Origin of the sequence: Micromonospora sp. NPDC049679 (assembly GCF_040659735.1) — a bacterium.
GTDB lineage: Bacteria > Actinomycetota > Actinomycetes > Mycobacteriales > Micromonosporaceae > Micromonospora_I.
Genome location: NZ_JBFANZ010000023.1, coordinates 24921 through 41407, shown reverse-complemented (window position 1 = coordinate 41407; position 16487 = coordinate 24921). Strand labels below are relative to the sequence as shown.

Below are 16487 nucleotides of genomic sequence, written 5' to 3'. Positions count from 1 at the left end.
TGCCCAAGAGCAGGGAGGCGTGGACGTCACGTTAGCTGTCGCTGCACCAGCCGGCTCGTGAGGAAGGGGCTCGGCGCCCCGTGCCAGAACACCGCCAGCTCATCACGCGGACGGGTGGCGGCCACGAAGAGCAGTGAGCGGTCCCGCTGCCGTTCGCGCTGGTAGCGCTTCGGATCGCTGTCACGGTACCGGTTGACCATCTGCCGCGGAACGAGCCCGTCGCTCACCCCGGAAATGATCATGCGCTGATATTCGAGGCCCTTGAACCGGTGCATCGTTCCGATGTGGACACCGTCGGGTTGCTTCGGCCCGTCAGGCCCGATCTCCACCACTCGTGTCCCGTCGGCCTGAAGTCGGGCGATGACGTCGGCGGCGAGTTCGTTCGTGGGCACGCAGATCGCCACTGAACCGTCCGTCGGGTTGCCCCAGCTCCGCAGCTGCTCGACGATCAAGTCACGCTCCTGCGCCCACGTGGCCGCGCCCCGGAACGTCGGCCGGCCGCCGCGCAGCAGCGACCGGTAGCCCGCAAGGTCTTCCTCACCGCCGTCGAGGTCGTCGTAGACCTCCCCGGTCATGATCTGGAGGGCGTCCGCCAGGATCTGGCGCGTGGTGCGGTAGCTCAGGGTCAACCGCGACGAGCGACCCCGGATGTTGATGCCCAGGCTGCTCAGGGTCACGTGGTTGTCGTAGATGCGCTGGTGGGTGTCACCGGTGAGGAACATGTCGTCCTGGCCGGGAGCGACCATGGCCCGCAGCATCTTCCAGTGCGCCGCGCTGAGGTCCTGCGCCTCGTCGACCACGACGTGGCGGTAGCGGGGGCGGTAGAAGCCGCCCGACGATTCGCCGGACGCGCCGGCGGCGGCCCGATCCATCTCCAGCCGCGCCGCCCGCTGCGCCACCTGCCGCCACGTCCAGACACCCTGGCCCTCAAGCCAGGTGCTGAATCGCTCGGTGAGCTGCCAGATCTGGTCCCGCTCAGCGCGGTTGAGGCTGCGTCCGCGGTTGGGGCGGCGGGCCTTGAAGTAGTCGGTCCGCGAGTTGAGGACCTGGCCGAGAATGACCTGGGTCCACTCCGCTGCGAGAAACTCGGCGTCCCAGCCGGACTCCCCCGTCTCGAGAAGGAACTCGCTCCACAGCTCGGGAACCCGATTGTCGTCGACGACCCGGCGGCTGCTACCCGACTTCGCCTCGGTCACGACCCGGCTCGCCAGCCGATCGATGTTCACGATGTCGACGCGCGACACCAGCTCCTGGCCACCGAGGGCCATCAGCCGGGTCCGCAGGTCGGCAGCAAGATTTCGGTTGAAGGTGGTGAGCAGGATGGGCTTGTCCGCCCCAGGGGGCAACTGCCGGGCAAGGTGGGCAACCCGGTGAAGGGCCACAATCGTCTTGCCGGTACCCGGCCCGCCGCCGACCCGAGCCGGCCCCTTATACGGACGCTCGACCAGCTTCCGCTGCGTGGGGTGCAGGAAGATCTGCCACCGCTCGAACGCCTCACCCAGCATGGCCTGCAACGCCTCATCGTCGGACGTCACCTGCGTCGCCGGGCGTTCCACCGCCGCTTCGAAATCCTCCGGATCAACCGGCTCGTCAGCACGTACAGGATCGGTGACCTGCTTCAGCACCTCGTCGTAAGGGGTGCCGTCGAAGAGTGCGAAGAGCACATCGGTGGTGAGCTGCGGCGCCCGGTCAAGCAGCTCCAGCAGCTCGGCCTCGGCGGTGAGCTCACGGATCTGCGGCAGCAGCGGCTCGGAGACGCCAAGCTCCAGGAGCTGCACGTCGGTGTACGCGTCGAAGAGCGGCTTCTGCGCCGGCTCCGGCTCGGCGACCAGCGGTACGAGCCGCCCCACGATGCTGTCGCCGACCGGCGCGAGGTCGACGACCTCGATGCCACCGGTGACCCGGTTGATCCGGTAGGCGTACCGGGTGAGGTCGTCGTACACCTCACCACGGTGCTTCACGTCGACAAGAAGGTAATCGCGGTCGGCGATGTGCAGCAGCAGCGCGCGATAGTCCTTGTTGACCCTGGCGGACATCAGCCGGGAGTCGCCGCTGAGCGCCTTCAGGTTGAGCCCCGGGTTCTCCGGATTGTGCCGGAACTTGTGCATGAACTCGTAGACCGCACCGATGTCGGCGCGGGTGAGCTTCATGACCTCCTTGTCGGCGCGGTCCAGCATCCGCAGCGTCGCCCCGGTGTTCATCGGCCCTCTCCCGCGCTCGCCTTGATTTCAGCCATCAACTCGTCCACCGACCATTCCCGCGCGGTCCGCGCATGCCAGCCCGCCTCGGCGTACGCCCGGTCGCGGTCTTCCGTCTCCGGGTCGTCGGGCGGGCCGGTGAGGACGATGGCGATACGCCGGTCAGGCCAGGCCAGCTCGGCGGGCCAACCCTGGTCGCCCAACTCGTAACCGACGACCGGCGCGGGCAGGTTCTGCCGCGCGAGCTGCTGCACGAGCAACTCCAGGGTGCTTTCGTCGTGGTCCATGTACCGCAGTACCTCATACCAGGGCGACTCGTCGTCGACCGCCTCCGACTGCGCGGGCGTCGCCTGGGGCGTGACACCGAGCCAGGTCGCGGTCTCCTCGTCCAGCGGCAGCGCGCGCTGGGCCAGGGCCAGTCCGGTGCCCTCGGTGACCGCCATCGACGCCGGCTCGAAGGCGTCCAGGGTGGAGACCGCGAGCTGGCCGGCGTCGCCGCCGCCGTTGGCGAGGAACTGGATCACGTTCCCCCACGCCAGCCAGGCCGCCCAGCGCTCCTTGTGCCCCTCACCGGCCAACGCGGCCGGCAGGTCATCGAGCACGGTGAGCGCAGACCACGTCGGCAGCGGCTTGCTGCGGCCATCGACGATGACGGTCACCGGGCAGTCAGCGTTGTCTCGGGCACGGGCGACCATGATGTGCCGTGCAGTGGCGCTTGGCAGCGGCTCATCGCGCAGCGCAGCGAGGAGGGTTGCGCCCACGCCACTCGAGTCGGTACCGGTGTTTTCCCGCGCCTGTTTGAGCATGGCCGCCACGGTCGCTTCGGCTCGCCGCTGCCAACGCGTGAGGTCGGGGTCGGCGAGGAAGCGCATCAGCTGCTCGATCGGATTGGCCCAGACAGTCTTCTCGAGCTCGTCCGGGTCGGCGCCGGGGAGAAACTGTCGATACCGATCCCGGGCCGCCTGCTTGGAGACCCCGCCGTACGGCATCCAGCGCCCCTGCCCGTCCGCGCTGTCCCACGTCTTGACGTCGTCCCACGTCGCCGCGAAGACCAGGTAACCGTGCGCGCGAAGCCGGGCCCGCTTCTCAGCGTCGTCCGCGAGGCGGTTGTACTGGGAGGAGGCGTGGTACTTGAAGCCGTCGAGGTAGACGGCCACCTCGGGGGACGGCCCGTCGAGGCGCTTGAAGTGCACGTCCGGCCGCGTGCCCTTGACCGTGTTCTGCAGCTTCATCTGCCAGTGGGTGACGCTCTGCCCGCCGTCCCTGATGAATCTCAGGTCGGCGATGCGGGCGCCGTCGTGATCGGTCCGCCGGTCGATCCGTAGCCCGGAGTTCGGTGTCTCGCCGAGAGCCAACAACTTGGTGAGGAACTGCAACTCCAGCTCGCTCTCCACCTGGTGGATCAGCGAGATCTCATCAGTGCGGGTGCCCTCCTCGACGTCCCAGCCGTCGAGCAGCTTTTCCAGCATGCCGAGCGCCTCATTGCGGCTCATCAGCGCGAACTCCTCGTTGCGCGCGTAGCGCAGGAGGCAGCGGTGACACACCTGCTTGGCCTCGTGCCGGCAGACACAGTCGGCGATTTTCCGCCGGGCCAGCTCCAGGATGGCGCGGAACTCCTCCGGCTTGGCGAGGCGGTGCAGGTAGCCGGTGCCCTGCGGCTGCGTGTCGTAGACGACCACGAAGTTGCGGGTCCCGTCACTCTGCCCGTCGGGCATGGTGGAGGACACGACCTGGAGGTGCGCGGGGTCGCCGCCGTACTGGGCGGCGATGCCGAGACGGACGGCGGCGGCGAACGAGACGAGCCGTTCCGCCACCATGGCGGTCGCCGCGGGGATCAGGATGCGCAGCGCCTCGGTCTCCAGCTCGTGGGCCAGGATCAGGTCAACGTGGGTGTCCGGCGTGGCCGGCGAGCGGCGGTACGGGCACCAGGGCCGGTGATGCTCGGCGCCCTGCACGACGGTCGAACCGGAGGCCTGGGCGGCGAGCTGCTGGCTGACCGCCGGAGCGCCGTCAACCGTGGTACCGCCGCACGAGGTGCAGGTGTGGAACCGGTTGATCCGGACTTCGTCACCGGCGAAGGCTTCGGCGGCGCGGTCGTAGCGCTGGGCACCGAGGTTGAAGTGGCGGATCATGGCGTGCCGGCTGTAGTCGACACCGAAGGTGTCGTGCGCGTGCCGCCAGGACGAGTCGACCCTGTCCGGGTCGATGTCGACAGCCGTGGCGGTGGCGTAGAAGCGCCGGTCCCGGTCATCGCTGTCGTCCCGGATGCGGGCGTCGTCGCGCTTGTCCCGGCTGAGCACCCGGGTCGGTTGGAGCACCTGGAACAGCCGCCCGTGGTCGGCGATGCCACGGTCCTTGCAGCGAGCGCAGGGGCTGGTGTCCTCCTTGGCCAGGTGGGTGCGGACGTAACCGCACTGGGCGCAGACCCGCCACTGCTCGTACGCCGGGCGGTCGGCCGCGCCCACGTCGAGGCCAGAGATCTCGTGCTTGTAGCCCCGGACGTAGTAGCTGTTGCCGGGTGCGATCTCCACCAGGGCCTGACGGGCCGGACGGGCGTACTCGCGCAGTTCGCTGTGGAACCGGCGGTCGCCGTCGGCCTTCTCCTCCCAGGTCAGGGTGGCTTCCAGGTCGGTGCGGGTGTCGATGAGCGCGTAGTTCGGCAGCAATCCGAACTCGACCAGGGTGCCGTGCGCGGCGGCGGCGCTGACCTCCCGCAGCCGCCGACGGACGGCGGCCTCCTCCGCCTTCAGCATCTTGATCTCGCGGGCGTGGTCCGGGTCGCTCTGCACCAGCGTGCCGCGCGCGGTAGCGATCTCCTGGAGTCGGCGCCGCAGATCGGCCAGCCGCGCCTCCCAGGTCTCGTCAGCCTCCTTGACCCGGTGCACGATGCCGTCCCCCGCGAAGTCCCGCAGTTGGTCGGCCGCGGCTTTCAGGATCTTGTCGCCGAAGAGCGCGAGGAACTCCCCGACCAGCCGCGTGCGGTCGCGACGGCCGGCCTCGGCGAGGTTGGTGAGCCAGCCGCTCGGGCCGAAGAGGACGTGCGCCCGACGGGGCATCGGCAGCACCCCGGGCAGCCGGCCGCGGGCGGCCAGGTCGATCAGGTGAGCGAGGTACTGCCGGCGCAGGATCTCCACGGCGGAGAGGAAGCAGCCGGGCGGCACGATCTGCCCGGCGATCATGTCCCGTGGGTCGGTGAGGTAGTAGCGGTCCCGCTCGGTGCGGCCGACCAGGGTGAGCACAAATGCGTTCCCGCTCTTCCGGCCGGCGCGGCCGGCCCGCTGCACGTAGTTGGCCGGCCCGTGTGGGAGCGACGCCAGCACCACCGCGGAGAGGGCGCCGATGTCGATACCCATCTCCAGAGTCGGCGTGCAGGAGAGGACGTTCGGATCGGTGTAGCGCTGCCCGTCGCGGAACTGCTTCTCCACCGTTTCCCGCTGGGCCCGGGTGAGCATGCCGGTGTGCTCACCGGTGACCACCCGGAAGACGGGGCTCTCCAGGTAGAGCCGGCGGTAGTAGTCGTCCGGCGCGGTGTCGTCGGTGGTGGCCTGGAGGCGGCCGCGGCAGCGGTACTGCCGGCAGGGCTGGCCGATCCATTCGGCGATCCGGTCGGGGTGCTCGGTGGCCTGCCAGTGGCAGGTGTCGCACCCGACCCCGGCCAGCACGGCGGCCGCGTCGTCGAGCCGCGTGACCCGCAGGTGGCCGGGCATCAGGCCGTACACGGTGTTGCCGTCCTCGGTGTCGCCGGCGGCGACGATGCCCTCGGCACCCAGGGCCGGCAGCAGCCGGGACAGGTAGCTTGCGGCGTCACCGAGGTCGAGGCCGAGGCAGCGGGACGTCCAGTCCTGGTACCAGTTGCCGCGCGCGGTGATGGCGTCGAACTCGGAGCGGGACTTCGGCGTCGCCAGCAGGAACGCGGGCGCGGACACACCCCTCGGGAACGCGGGCATGCCGGCCGGACGACCACCCCAGACCTGCCATCGGGTGCCGCCCCGCTTCAGGTACGGCGCCAGCCACTCGTGGTAGACCGCCCCCCGGGTTCGCAGCCGCTCCAGCAGACCGCGAAGGAAGGCGAGGTAGCGGGCGTCGTCCGGCGGCGTGCCGTCGAGCTGGCCGGGGCCGGTGAGGTGGACGTCCCGACAGATCGCGGCGGCCCGGGTGGCGTTGTCGAGGGCGACCTGCACGGCGACGCTGCGGGTCAGCTCCAGGGTGCGGCCCTGGCGGGAGCGCAGCCCGGTCTCCATCACGGTGGCGAAGACGAGCCGCTCGCTGATCAGCTCCCAGGTCTCCCGTGTGCCGGTGTGCTCGCCTGCGAGCAGGCTGTCGACCCCCGGCTGGTCGTGCAGGTCCGGCGGTACGACGGTAGAAAGGATCTCCGGCTGGGCAGCCGCCTCGATCATGTCGGCGAAGAGGTCGTCCAGCCCCACGGACTCCCCCGGCTGCAACTGACTGGCGAGCAGGGAGCGCAGCGAGAAGGCGTACGACCGGTTGGCGACGAAGCCGGCGCGGTGCGCGGCGTCCTGGACCGAGTCGTTGAATAGAAGAGTCTTCTTCTCCGCCTCGTCCAACTCGCCACCGGTGAAGAGCTGGGTGATCGCCACCGAGGCGAGGGTGGCCAGGCCGGCACCGAGGAAGCGGATGCCGTGGTCCATCTCGCAGGACGGGCAGCGGTCCTTCTCCGCCACGTCGATGCCGAGGATGTCGCCGAGCACCACGATCGCGTCGTCGCTCGGCTCCCGGTCGCGCTGCTCATCGAAGGGGCGCACCCGCCGGCCGTACTCCAGCACCAGCAGGCCGCCAGGACGCTGCCGTACCTCGTCCTCGGTCGCGGCGATCAGCGCGCGGACCCGGCGCTTGTCCCGCCCAACACTGGCCCGGTAGATCTTGTCCGGGTCGGTCTCCAGCTCCTGCGGGTCCTTCTCGGGCGAGAGCGCCATCCAGCCGGAACGGCCGCAGTGCCGGCAGTAGATGGCCGGCAGGCGGGGGTAGCGGTTGTCAGCGACCACCGCGTCGGTGTGGGTCGCGTACGGATCCAGCTCGCGCGGGGCTTCGCCGTACCAGCCGAAGGCGGGCTGGTGAGTGGTCCCGCGCAGCAGGCGGGAAACGGCGCGTACCCAGAGGTGGGTTTCGATGTTGAGCAGCGGACGGCCCGGTGCCTCCGGGTTCTGCGCCCCGGAGAGCAAACCGACGAAGCGTGCGAGCGCCTTGGCGGTGATCTCGGGACGCGTCTTCATCGCGCTGCCCCAGCCCGTGGCGTTCTTGCGGGGCAGCACGTCGATGATCTCGTCGAGGGTGCGCGGTGTCGGGCCGAGCGAGTCGAGCACCGCCTTGGTCAGCGGGTGCTGGCGCAGCAGCTCGCCAAGGCGCGGCGGGTTGTCGAGGCAGCGCTCGCCGAGCACCAGCTCGGCGACCTCGGCCATCATGCGGTCGGGGTCGCGGTCGTCGACGGCGGCGAGTTGCTCCGGGCTGGGCAGCGGCAGGCTGAAGTCCTGGCGGGCGATGAACTCGCCCGGCTCGTAGCGGTCCTCCCCGACCAGCGACCCGGCGTCGAAGGCGACGCCGAAGACCTGCTCGGCGACCTCGCGGATCGCGGTGCGACCGTCCCGGTCGCCGCCCTCGCCCAGGGTGGCGGAGGTGGCCACCGGGCAGATCGGCCCGAGCGGGCGGTCCGGCTCGTCGAGGTCGAGCGCGGCGGCGAGCCGCCGCAGCAGCATCGCCACGTCGGTGCCCTGCGCGCCGTCGTAGGTGTGGAACTCGTCGAGGACCACGTACGCCGGCTCGGCGCCCTCCCACAGCGGCAGGTCGTCGGCGCGCTGGAGCAGCAGGTCCAGCATCTTGTAGTTGGTGATCAGGATGTCCGGCGGGGTGCGGCGCATCTCCGACCGCTTGGTGAACACGTGCGGGTACTCGATGGCGGCGACGTCACCGATGTAGAGGCCGGCGGTGACCCCGGCCAGTGCCGGGTCGGAGAGCAGCTCGTTGATGCGCTGCGTCTGGTCGGTAGCCAGGGCGTTCATCGGGTAGAGCAGGATCGCCTTGATCCCGGCCCGGCCCTGCTGCCGCTGCCGGCGGCAGTGGTCCAGCACCGGGATCAGGAACGACTCCGTCTTGCCGGAGCCGGTGCCGGTGGTGATCAGTGTCGGTTCGGCCGCCTTCCCCTTGGTCGACAGCCGGGCGAACGCCTTCGCCTGGTGCAGGTAAGGGGTGAAGCCGGCCGGCGTCCAGTCGAGGCACGCCCGCCAGTCCCCCTCCGCCGGGCGGAAGGGAGTGCGGATCCGCAGGTACGGCCCGCGGAAGATGCCCTGTTCCGGGTGGGAGAAGAAGCCCTCCAGGCCCTGGCGTACGCCCTCCTCGGTGAGACCGAAGGTGGTGGTCAGGTACTGCGTGAGGGTCCGGCGCAGGGTGTCGGCGGCGATGGTCGGCCTCATGAGCGGATCACTGCCGCATGCTACTTCACCCCTTACCTGCGCTGACCTGGCCAAGAGGCCACGACCGCAGGGTGAGTCGGATTCGCGACACCTCTCGGTGTCGTCGGCCTCTAGTACGGCAGCCGCCGTTCGAGATTCCGCTGGTGGGAGCGGGTGGACGCGGCGCGGCCACCGCGCGTCTCAATCAACGAACTCGCCCGCCAGTACGGCGTCCACCGTTCGACGATCTAGCGGAAGATCCGCTCCGCTGGTCGAATGGCAGCCTCAGCTGGGACTGACGAGTTAAGGAGTGCAACCCATGGCAACAGGTGCCCTCGACGGACCGGTTCCGGAAGAAGCCGTACGTGGGCAGCGAGTCCTCGACCTCCTGGATAAGGCAATCGCCATCCAGAGCCCACTGGTGCGCAAGAACATCGCCCGGGCCCGCCAGCGGAACCCAGAGGCGACACCAGCACAGGTGATCCGCAATCTGGAGCGGATGTACGTCAGCGCCTTGACCGGGACGGGTGCTGCAGTTGGAGGAGCTGCAGCCGCGCCCGGCGTCGGCACGGGCGTCGCACTGGCACTGTCGGCCGGCGAGGCTCTCTCATCTCTTGAGCTGAGCGCCCTCTTCGCGCTCTCAATCGCCGAAGTCCACGGAGTCCCCATCGACGAGATCGAGCGCCGCCGAACGATCGTGATGGGAATCATGCTCGGCGGGTCCGGCTCCGCCACCATTACCAAGGTCGCCGAACGTACGGGGCAACACTGGGGACGTCAGGTTGTCGCCAAGGTACCTGCCGAGACGCTGCGTCAGATCAACAAGATCCTGGGGAAACACTTCGTCACGAAGTACGGGGCCAAGCAGGGAATCATCGTTCTCGGTCGAGTGGCACCGTTCGGTATCGGCGCTGTGATTGGTGGTGGCGCCAACGCTGCCCTCGCCACTCTGGCTGTGCGGGCCGGTCGTCGCGCATTTGGCCCACCCCCGACGTCGTGGCCAGGCTGACGCGCAGCACACCGCCGAGATACGCAAGGTGGGCAACAACGTCATGCACTTCAACCCGGATCCCGTCAGACCCTCCGAGGTGGCGAAGCTCCGCAACTTCCTCCGCCTGATCCACCGCTACCGGGGCCGATGACTGCACTTGCACGACCTGATGAGGGCCCCATCCGAGCGTCCGATCATGAGGGAGCAGTCCGTGTCAGCATTGACGCGTGAGGTGGGTGACGCTCGGAGTCCGGTGGCCAGGTGGCTACGGTCGATGTTTCCGCACCATCAAGAAGTGCAGGCCGACTACCGGGAGGCGGCCGGGCCCGCGCGGGTACTTCCGTCCTCGGCGATCGCGCTGGGGACGCAGGGTGCCGCCATCGACTGGTGGTTACGGTTCCTGATCGACCCGGCCCCGTCGGTCGGTCTCGCGGTCGCTGGGCTGCGCTCGCGCCGCGGCCCCTGCCGCCGGGCCGGTCTGGAACTGCTGCGCGACCTGGGCGCGGGCAACGACGAAGGCACTCCGCGCGGACGGATTCACCCGGCCACGTTCGCCGACCGTCCGGACGAGTGGTGGGCGCGGGTGTCATACGCGCTGGCTCTGCTGGTGGAGCTGTACCGAGCGCCGATGGTCGACGGCTCCCGGCTGATGCGGCTCGACCCGTCCAGCCGAGCGGAGGACCTGCTGGCGTTGGCCAACGCCGAGGAGGTTGCCGATCTGATCGCTATGCGGGACCTCGCGGTCGAGCGGTTGCTGCCTGCGCTGCCATCCGGACCGGTGACGACGGGAACCACGTTCGACGGGAGCGCCGACATCCACGCCGACGCGGATCTCATCGTGGGCGGGATGCTGGTGGACTTCAAGGCCGGTCAGGGCGGCCGACCGCGGGCGGACGGCAGCCGGGCCGCGGTGCTGCGCCGGGAGGACCTGGACCAGCTGCTGGGGTACGTGCTCCTGGATTACTCCGACGCGTTCGCGCTGCGCGCGGTCGGCGTTTACGCGGCGCGCTTCGGGCACTTCATGTCGTGGCCGCTCGGGGAGCTCTGCGCTCGCCTGGCCGGACGTCCGATCGAGCTTGCGGCGCTGCGACAGGAGTTCGCCCACGTGGTACGGGTCGATCTGCCGGCACACCGGAAGGAGTCGTTCGCCGCACGGCTTCACCGCCGGGCGCTCGCCCCGTAACACAGGATTGACACCCTCACGTTTCTCGATGACTCTGGGTATCCGCCTTCCTACCCTGTGCCATTGTCGGGGGTGGTCATGGAAATCGAGTCGCTCGTACGCTCTCTCGGCCATGAGTCGACGCTCGCGGTCGAGTCCTCCGAACAGCTCGTCGACGAGGTGCTCAAGTCCGCCAAGGAACAGGCTAGGAAGAACGACGCCTACCGCTACGGCAAACAACCGACGCCCATCCGGATCGGGCCGGGGGTGCGTACCAGCCCGGCCCAGGTGCTGCACGAGTTGGGCGTGGCCACCACGTTCCTGGACGCCTCACCGCTGGCGCAGGTGGCCCGGCACTGGGCGCACGTCCGCTACTGCGCCACGCTGACCGCGTATCGAGGTCACCTCGCGCTCTCCCGGTACGCCGACAACGTGGTCTACCACCACAAGGTGACCCAGTCCGAGCAGCTGGGCATCGGCCTGGCGCTGGTGGTGGCCAAGACGCTGCTGCGCCGGCAGCACCCGGGCTGGGACTTCCACGCCGTGGACGCGGAGGTGGCGCTCAAGGCCGGCTTCCTCGAGGGCGCCGGCGAGGTGGACACCACGTCGAAGACCAAGAAGCGGCCGGACTACATCCTGCTGGGGCACCACAGCTCCGGTCGGCGCGGCGGCGTGAAGATCGTCGTCCTGGAGTGCAAGGGCACCCATCAGTCGTCAAGCTTCGCCTACGAGCAGCTCGCCCGCGCCACCGTGCAGGTGGACGCGCTGCGGGTGGGCGGCCGCAGCCAGCCGTCCCTCATGGTCGCCTCGTGTCTGTCCCGGTCCAGGATCACCTCGTACGTGCTCGACCCGCCCGGGGACGACGAGCTGTGGTCCGGCGCGGACGACGACCTGGACGAACTGCTGCGCGCCACACCTGAGGACCAGGACTGGCGACCGCGTCCCGCCCCGCCGGACGAGGCCCGCATGTGGGAGGTCTCCACCGACACCGCTCCCCCGGCCGACGACACCGCCGTTTCATCCGAAGATGAGCTACCGCAAGGGCGGCCGGACGTCTTCGACATCCCCGCCGAGCGGCGCGGCTGGTTCACCCAGATCCTGACCCGCGCCGCCGCGGCGACCGCTCTGCTCTTCGCCGGCAACAACGCCGCCGCCCGCGATTACGCAACGCCCCGCCAGCGCGAGGAACCGCCCGCTCCCGAGCCGCCGGCACTATTCGAGCTGGATCCGCCGTGGGACTCCAGTACCGCCGAGACGCTTCAGCTGCGCAACGGCCTGCGCGCCGAAGGCACCCGCTACCGCGCGCCGCTGCCGGGCCGCAAGATGCTGGAAGTCTTCCGGGGCGTGGACAGCGACCTGTACCGGCATCTCGCGGAGGGCCGGGTCGGGCCGTACCTGCGGGCCGCGCCGCGTACCTTCCGCCGGTGGGAGGCCGCTCGGCCCGACGGCGGGGTGCTGTCGATCGGCCGGGATGGGACGGTCCTGGTCATCCGGCTCGCCGACGAGCGGCGACGGAGCCGGTGACCGCGTCGGTCCTCGGATGCGCCGATGCACCGTCCGGGCAGGACGGACGGCGTTGGTCCCCGGCTGGCACAATCGAGCCCGTCACGACACGGGGGTGATGACATGACAGACGGATTCCAGGTGGACCCGGGCTCGCTCACCGGAGTGGCCTCCACCCTCCACGACCTGGCCCGGCACCTGCACACGGGTCAGGTCGACCTGTTCGTGCTCGATTGGGCCAATGCCCCGGCCAGCCACCCGGAGATCGCGCAGGCCATGCGCTCGTTCGTCGAGTTCGCTCACGACCAGCACCAGGACGTGGTCGCCCTGCTGGCGGCGCTCTCGACCCGGGTGAAGACCACCGCCGACAACTACCAGCACACCGACGGGGCGATCGCGGCGGACATCACCACGTTGCTGACCCAGTCGACCTATCAGTCCGCCGAGCAGCGCACGGCGTGACGCCATGGCCTATCGCGACGCCGTGCGGTACATCGAGGCGATGAAGCCGGGCTACGTCAACGCCGTGGCCGAGGAATGCCTGCGGGCGAAGAAGGTGATCCGCGCGGTGTCGCCCACACTCGACGGCCTGCGCGACAGGGTGGAATGGTCCTCCGACGCGGCTGACCTCTACGAGCAGCGTCTCCGGGAAGCCATCGACCTGGTCGATGGCCTGCACGACGGGTTCGACAAGGCCGGCGCGGCCATCGCCGAGTACGCGGAGGCCCAGACCCGGGCCCAGGCACTGGTGACCGACGGGGTCACGGCCGAGGGCCACCTGCGCGCGCTGATCGCCCCGATCGTGGCCACCCAGTCGCCGGTGGTGCGCTTCTCCGACGCGCTGCGGGCGTGGAACGACCTGCGCGCCACCACGGGGGCCACCGACTGGCTCATCGAGCTCGGCGTCCAGGATGACATCGACAAGGTGCGTGCCGACGCCGAGCGGCTCTGGCAGACCGCCACCGGCGCCTACGACGACGCGATCCGGATTGAGACCGAGGCCCGCGCCGATGCGCTCGCCCTGCTCGCCGCGGCGTACCGGCTGCTGCCCGACTTCCTGGCGAGTTCCGCACTCAGCGCGAAGATCGTCGAAAGGACGCCCGGCCTGCGCGACACCCGGGGCAAGTACCACATCGGTCCGCCCACCGCCCCTGGCCTGACCTTCGACAACGACTTCCCGTACGACCCGAACGCCACCGTCACTCCCGCCGACTACGCCAGCTGGAACAAGTGGCAGGCGATCCTGCGCGGCGCCCAGACGGCTCGGGCCGACCTCGATGACGCTCTCGACCTGTACGCCCACTACCGGGACGGCACCGGCACTGACCGGCGGGTCGACTTCGAGGAGGGCTACCGGGAAGACCCCAACATTCGCAAGGCGGTGGACACCGAGATCGCAGTCGCGCAGCGGGAAGCGGAGCGGCTCTACCGGGAGAGCGGACAGACGGCCTTCCAGATGACCGGTAAGCCGGCGATGATCGACAGCCTGGGCCTCTACCCGACCACGGAGAACTGGCAGAAGGCCCTCGGCGACTTCGCCATGTATGGCACGTCCGACGTCGTCGTCGACGGTGATCAGATTACGATGAAAATCAAGGTCCACGCCGAGGACATGTACAACTTCAATCGCAACGCCGCCGACATCGCCACCGGTGAGCCCGACAACGACAACGGCCGGTTCTCGACCTTAGGGTGGGCCAAGGAATTCCGCACCCACGGCGATATGGAGCGCACCGTGACGTGGACCATCGGCGAGTCGCCCGAGCTCAGCGGCGGGGACACCCCTGAACGCAGTGCCCCGGGCGAGGACCGGGCGGATGGACGTTCCGATGGCTGATCTCCGCGCTGGACTGCTGGTATCGGCAGCCGTCCTGGCCCTCACCGGATGCGTCGATGGTGCCGCCGACGACGGGCGACCGACAGAAAGGAGCGCCAGCGTGAGCCCGGCACCGGTGCGGACCGATCGGGACCCGATCGCCAAGCGCTTCCCCCGCCTCGGGGACTTCGTCGAGGTCCACTGGCAGGCGTCGACGGCCGGCGCCGACACCCGTGGCGTCCCCGGGCCGACCGACACCCGCATCGAGGCGTTGGTGGTGCTGCGACCCGACACCTTGGCCACGGCCGTCAAAGGGTACGAATGGAAGCCCGCGCCGCCCGATTGGGATGCACCGCTGAGCGCCGAGCTGCGCCCGTTCCTGCCCCCTGACGGCACCTGGCAGATCAGCGAGCAGTACGCCAAGGACGTGCGAACCGCGCAGTACAACGGCAACGTCTACCTCGACACCACCAGCGGCACGGTCTTCCTCAGGCTCATCGACAGTTGAGCGCTGCGCTGCGGTGGAAGCTCGCCGGGCCGTTGATCGGGCTGAGCCTGCTGCTGGCCGTCCCGGCGGTGTTCGGCACGGTGGCCTGGTGGTCGCTGTACGGGACCGGCTACCGGGTACTGAGCGTCATCATCTGCCTCGTCCTCGCCGCACAACTGGCGGTGGCGGTCTCGATCGGCGTGCGGCCGGCCAAGGACGTGCCCTGGATCAGGATCGGGCTGGTCGTCCTCGGCCTCCTGCTCACCTGCGGCCTGGCCCGGCTCCGCCGCGAGTTCTGACCCAGCCGCTCCTGACGGCTCAGGTGAACGAAGGATCGTGGTCCTGGCGCGAGCACACCGCCGACGCGACCGTCAGCTGATGATGATCGGGTTGCTGACTGCCGCCATGTCTCCTTCCGGATGACGCACCTCCACTCGGACGAAGCCGGAATCGTCTGCCGTGGTGCCCCACTCGACGACTCCCGATCCGTCAGCGGGCAACTGCTCGCGGTGCACCGCTCCGCGCTCGGTGTGCAGGCTGACGACGCCGGACGGCACGCCGGCCACCCGCGCCCGCACCACGACCGGCTCGCCACGGGACTCCAGGCGTTCACCGATTTCCGCGCTCCGGTCGGCGGCGGTGGCGGTGAGCGCCAGCTCGACCGTGGCCGACTCGGCGATCCAGCTCCGGCCCGCCCTGATGCCAGCGAGGATCGCGTCGGTGCTCAACTCCTCCGCGAACACTACGGTGTGCGGCGTGCCGAGCTGACCCTCCAGATGTACGTCGCTGCTGCCCACCGCCGGACGCCAACGCCCATCGTGGACGTCGAAGGCCAACCCCCGCCCCCACTCGGCCAGCGCCGCCTCATTGTTGGCATTCCACGGCAGGTCCGACGCCCACAGCCCGTTCCACACCTCGACTGCATCGAACCAGCGGTACGGGTACATGAGGGTGCCACCGGGATACGGCGCGTGCGGGTGGGCCGCCACACACAGCCCGCCCGCTTGGCGCATCTGGTCGAGGTGTCGACGGATCACGTCGTCGCGGACGCCGTACCGCCAGTCGACCACCTGCCCTGGGACGACGCCGAGCGCCAGCCAGTGCCCGGTCTGCGTGGTGACCTCTTGGCCCAGGATCACCAACAGATCGTCACCCGCATGCGGCCCCCACGCGTCGTGCCCGCGCGAGTTGTTGTGCTCGGTGGTGGCAACGTAGTCCAGCCCGGCCGCGCGGGCAGCAGCGGCGAGTTCCTCCGCCGTCAACTCTCCGCCGTGCGAGTGCACCGAGTGCACGTGGCAGTCACCCCGGTACCAGCCACGTCCTCGGCCGCCCGCCCGCCGCGCCGGGAACTGCGCCCCGGCGGCCTCCACCGCCCGCCCGCGACCGATCGCCATCCCAGGAGATTACTCACCTCCTCCACGGACGTCCGCGATGCGTTCGAGCTACATGGACGGTCGGTGGATCGCCTCGTACGACGGGGAAATCTAGGTCCGGGTTGTGGCGTTGAAGAGAACCGCACCGGAGGTGCTCAGCATCGAACTCGGCCCGGTCCGCATGTGGCGCGACGACGCGGCCGAGCTGGTGAGACTTCTCGGCCAGTGCTGCGACAAGCCACCGAAGCTGACCGCTGACGACTACGAGTTGGACGACGTCGGCGAGGATTGACCTTGGTCTGCCACGAAGAAGTTCGCCGACGGCCAGCCGCCCAGGTACATTGAGAACTTCCTCGCTTCGAGCATCGGTGGCTCGTAGGTTGCAGCGAAGCGTTGCACCTCCTCACCCAGCCGCCATAGGTCACGACCCGAAATGCCGTCTACTGCAGATGCGCGACGTTCGGTGAGGTAATTGTCAAGCACGTCGAGGATGGTGGCCAAGCTTTGGATTCTCCTTAGCAGTGATACCGCCAGCTCTCAAGCTACGCTCGTT

12 protein-coding genes are annotated in these 16487 nt (G+C 69.6%); 8 read left to right on the top strand and 4 right to left on the bottom strand.

Translation table 11 applies throughout. The annotated features are described in order from the left end of the window. Positions 1-26: 26 nt before the first annotated feature. Together AB0J06_RS16765 and AB0J06_RS16760 are read right to left on the bottom strand one after the other, a co-directional pair. Positions 27-2201: a UvrD-helicase domain-containing protein gene (locus tag AB0J06_RS16765; protein WP_357429336.1), complete on the bottom strand. Its 2175-nt coding sequence runs from the start codon at positions 2199-2201 to the stop codon at positions 27-29. Beyond that, positions 2198-8623 carry a DEAD/DEAH box helicase gene (locus AB0J06_RS16760; protein ID WP_357429334.1) on the bottom strand — a complete coding sequence of 2142 codons (6426 nt, stop codon included), beginning with the start codon at positions 8621-8623 and terminating at the stop codon, positions 2198-2200. Before AB0J06_RS16760 ends, AB0J06_RS16765 begins: the two co-directional genes overlap by 4 nt. A 298-nt stretch (positions 8624-8921) precedes the next feature. On the opposite strand from AB0J06_RS16760, the gene AB0J06_RS16755 reads away from it, so the two are divergent. From AB0J06_RS16755 to AB0J06_RS16725, 7 genes are all read left to right on the top strand, one after another. Continuing rightward, positions 8922-9611, top strand: a complete 690-nt coding sequence (locus AB0J06_RS16755) for a hypothetical protein (protein ID WP_357429332.1) — start codon at positions 8922-8924, stop codon at positions 9609-9611. Between the two features lie 277 nt (positions 9612-9888). Further along, positions 9889-10776, top strand: a complete 888-nt coding sequence (locus AB0J06_RS16750) for a hypothetical protein (protein ID WP_357429330.1) — start codon at positions 9889-9891, stop codon at positions 10774-10776. 63 nt (positions 10777-10839) lie between these two features. Then, positions 10840-12279: a hypothetical protein gene (locus AB0J06_RS16745; protein WP_357429328.1), complete on the top strand. Its 1440-nt coding sequence runs from the start codon at positions 10840-10842 to the stop codon at positions 12277-12279. Between the two features lie 102 nt (positions 12280-12381). Then, positions 12382-12720 carry a type VII secretion target gene (locus AB0J06_RS16740; RefSeq protein WP_357429326.1) on the top strand — a complete coding sequence of 113 codons (339 nt, stop codon included), beginning with the start codon at positions 12382-12384 and terminating at the stop codon, positions 12718-12720. Between the two features lie 4 nt (positions 12721-12724). After that, positions 12725-14095 carry a hypothetical protein gene (locus AB0J06_RS16735; protein WP_357429324.1) on the top strand — a complete coding sequence of 457 codons (1371 nt, stop codon included), beginning with the start codon at positions 12725-12727 and terminating at the stop codon, positions 14093-14095. Positions 14096-14195: 100 nt separating this feature from the next. Beyond that, a complete protein-coding gene (locus AB0J06_RS16730) occupies positions 14196-14582 on the top strand; it encodes a hypothetical protein (RefSeq protein WP_357429322.1) in 387 nt (128 codons plus the stop codon). Continuing rightward, on the top strand, positions 14579-14860 hold the full coding sequence (locus AB0J06_RS16725; RefSeq protein ID WP_357429320.1) for a hypothetical protein: 282 nt from the start codon (positions 14579-14581) through the stop codon (positions 14858-14860). The genes AB0J06_RS16730 and AB0J06_RS16725 overlap by 4 nt, the downstream gene beginning before the upstream one ends. Before the next feature lie 72 nt (positions 14861-14932). Here AB0J06_RS16725 and AB0J06_RS16720 read toward each other — a convergent pair whose 3' ends face one another. After that, positions 14933-15955: a CehA/McbA family metallohydrolase gene (locus tag AB0J06_RS16720; RefSeq protein ID WP_357429318.1), complete on the bottom strand. Its 1023-nt coding sequence runs from the start codon at positions 15953-15955 to the stop codon at positions 14933-14935. Positions 15956-16058: 103 nt separating this feature from the next. Here AB0J06_RS16720 and AB0J06_RS16715 point away from each other — a divergent pair, with 103 nt between their 5' ends. Next, on the top strand, positions 16059-16226 hold the full coding sequence (locus AB0J06_RS16715; protein ID WP_357429316.1) for a hypothetical protein: 168 nt from the start codon (positions 16059-16061) through the stop codon (positions 16224-16226). Here AB0J06_RS16715 and AB0J06_RS16710 read toward each other — a convergent pair. Then, entirely contained in the window at positions 16196-16435 is a 240-nt protein-coding gene (locus AB0J06_RS16710; protein WP_357429314.1) for a hypothetical protein, read from the bottom strand. The two genes, AB0J06_RS16715 and AB0J06_RS16710, sit on opposite strands and share 31 nt — an antisense overlap. Positions 16436-16487 lie beyond the last annotated feature (52 nt).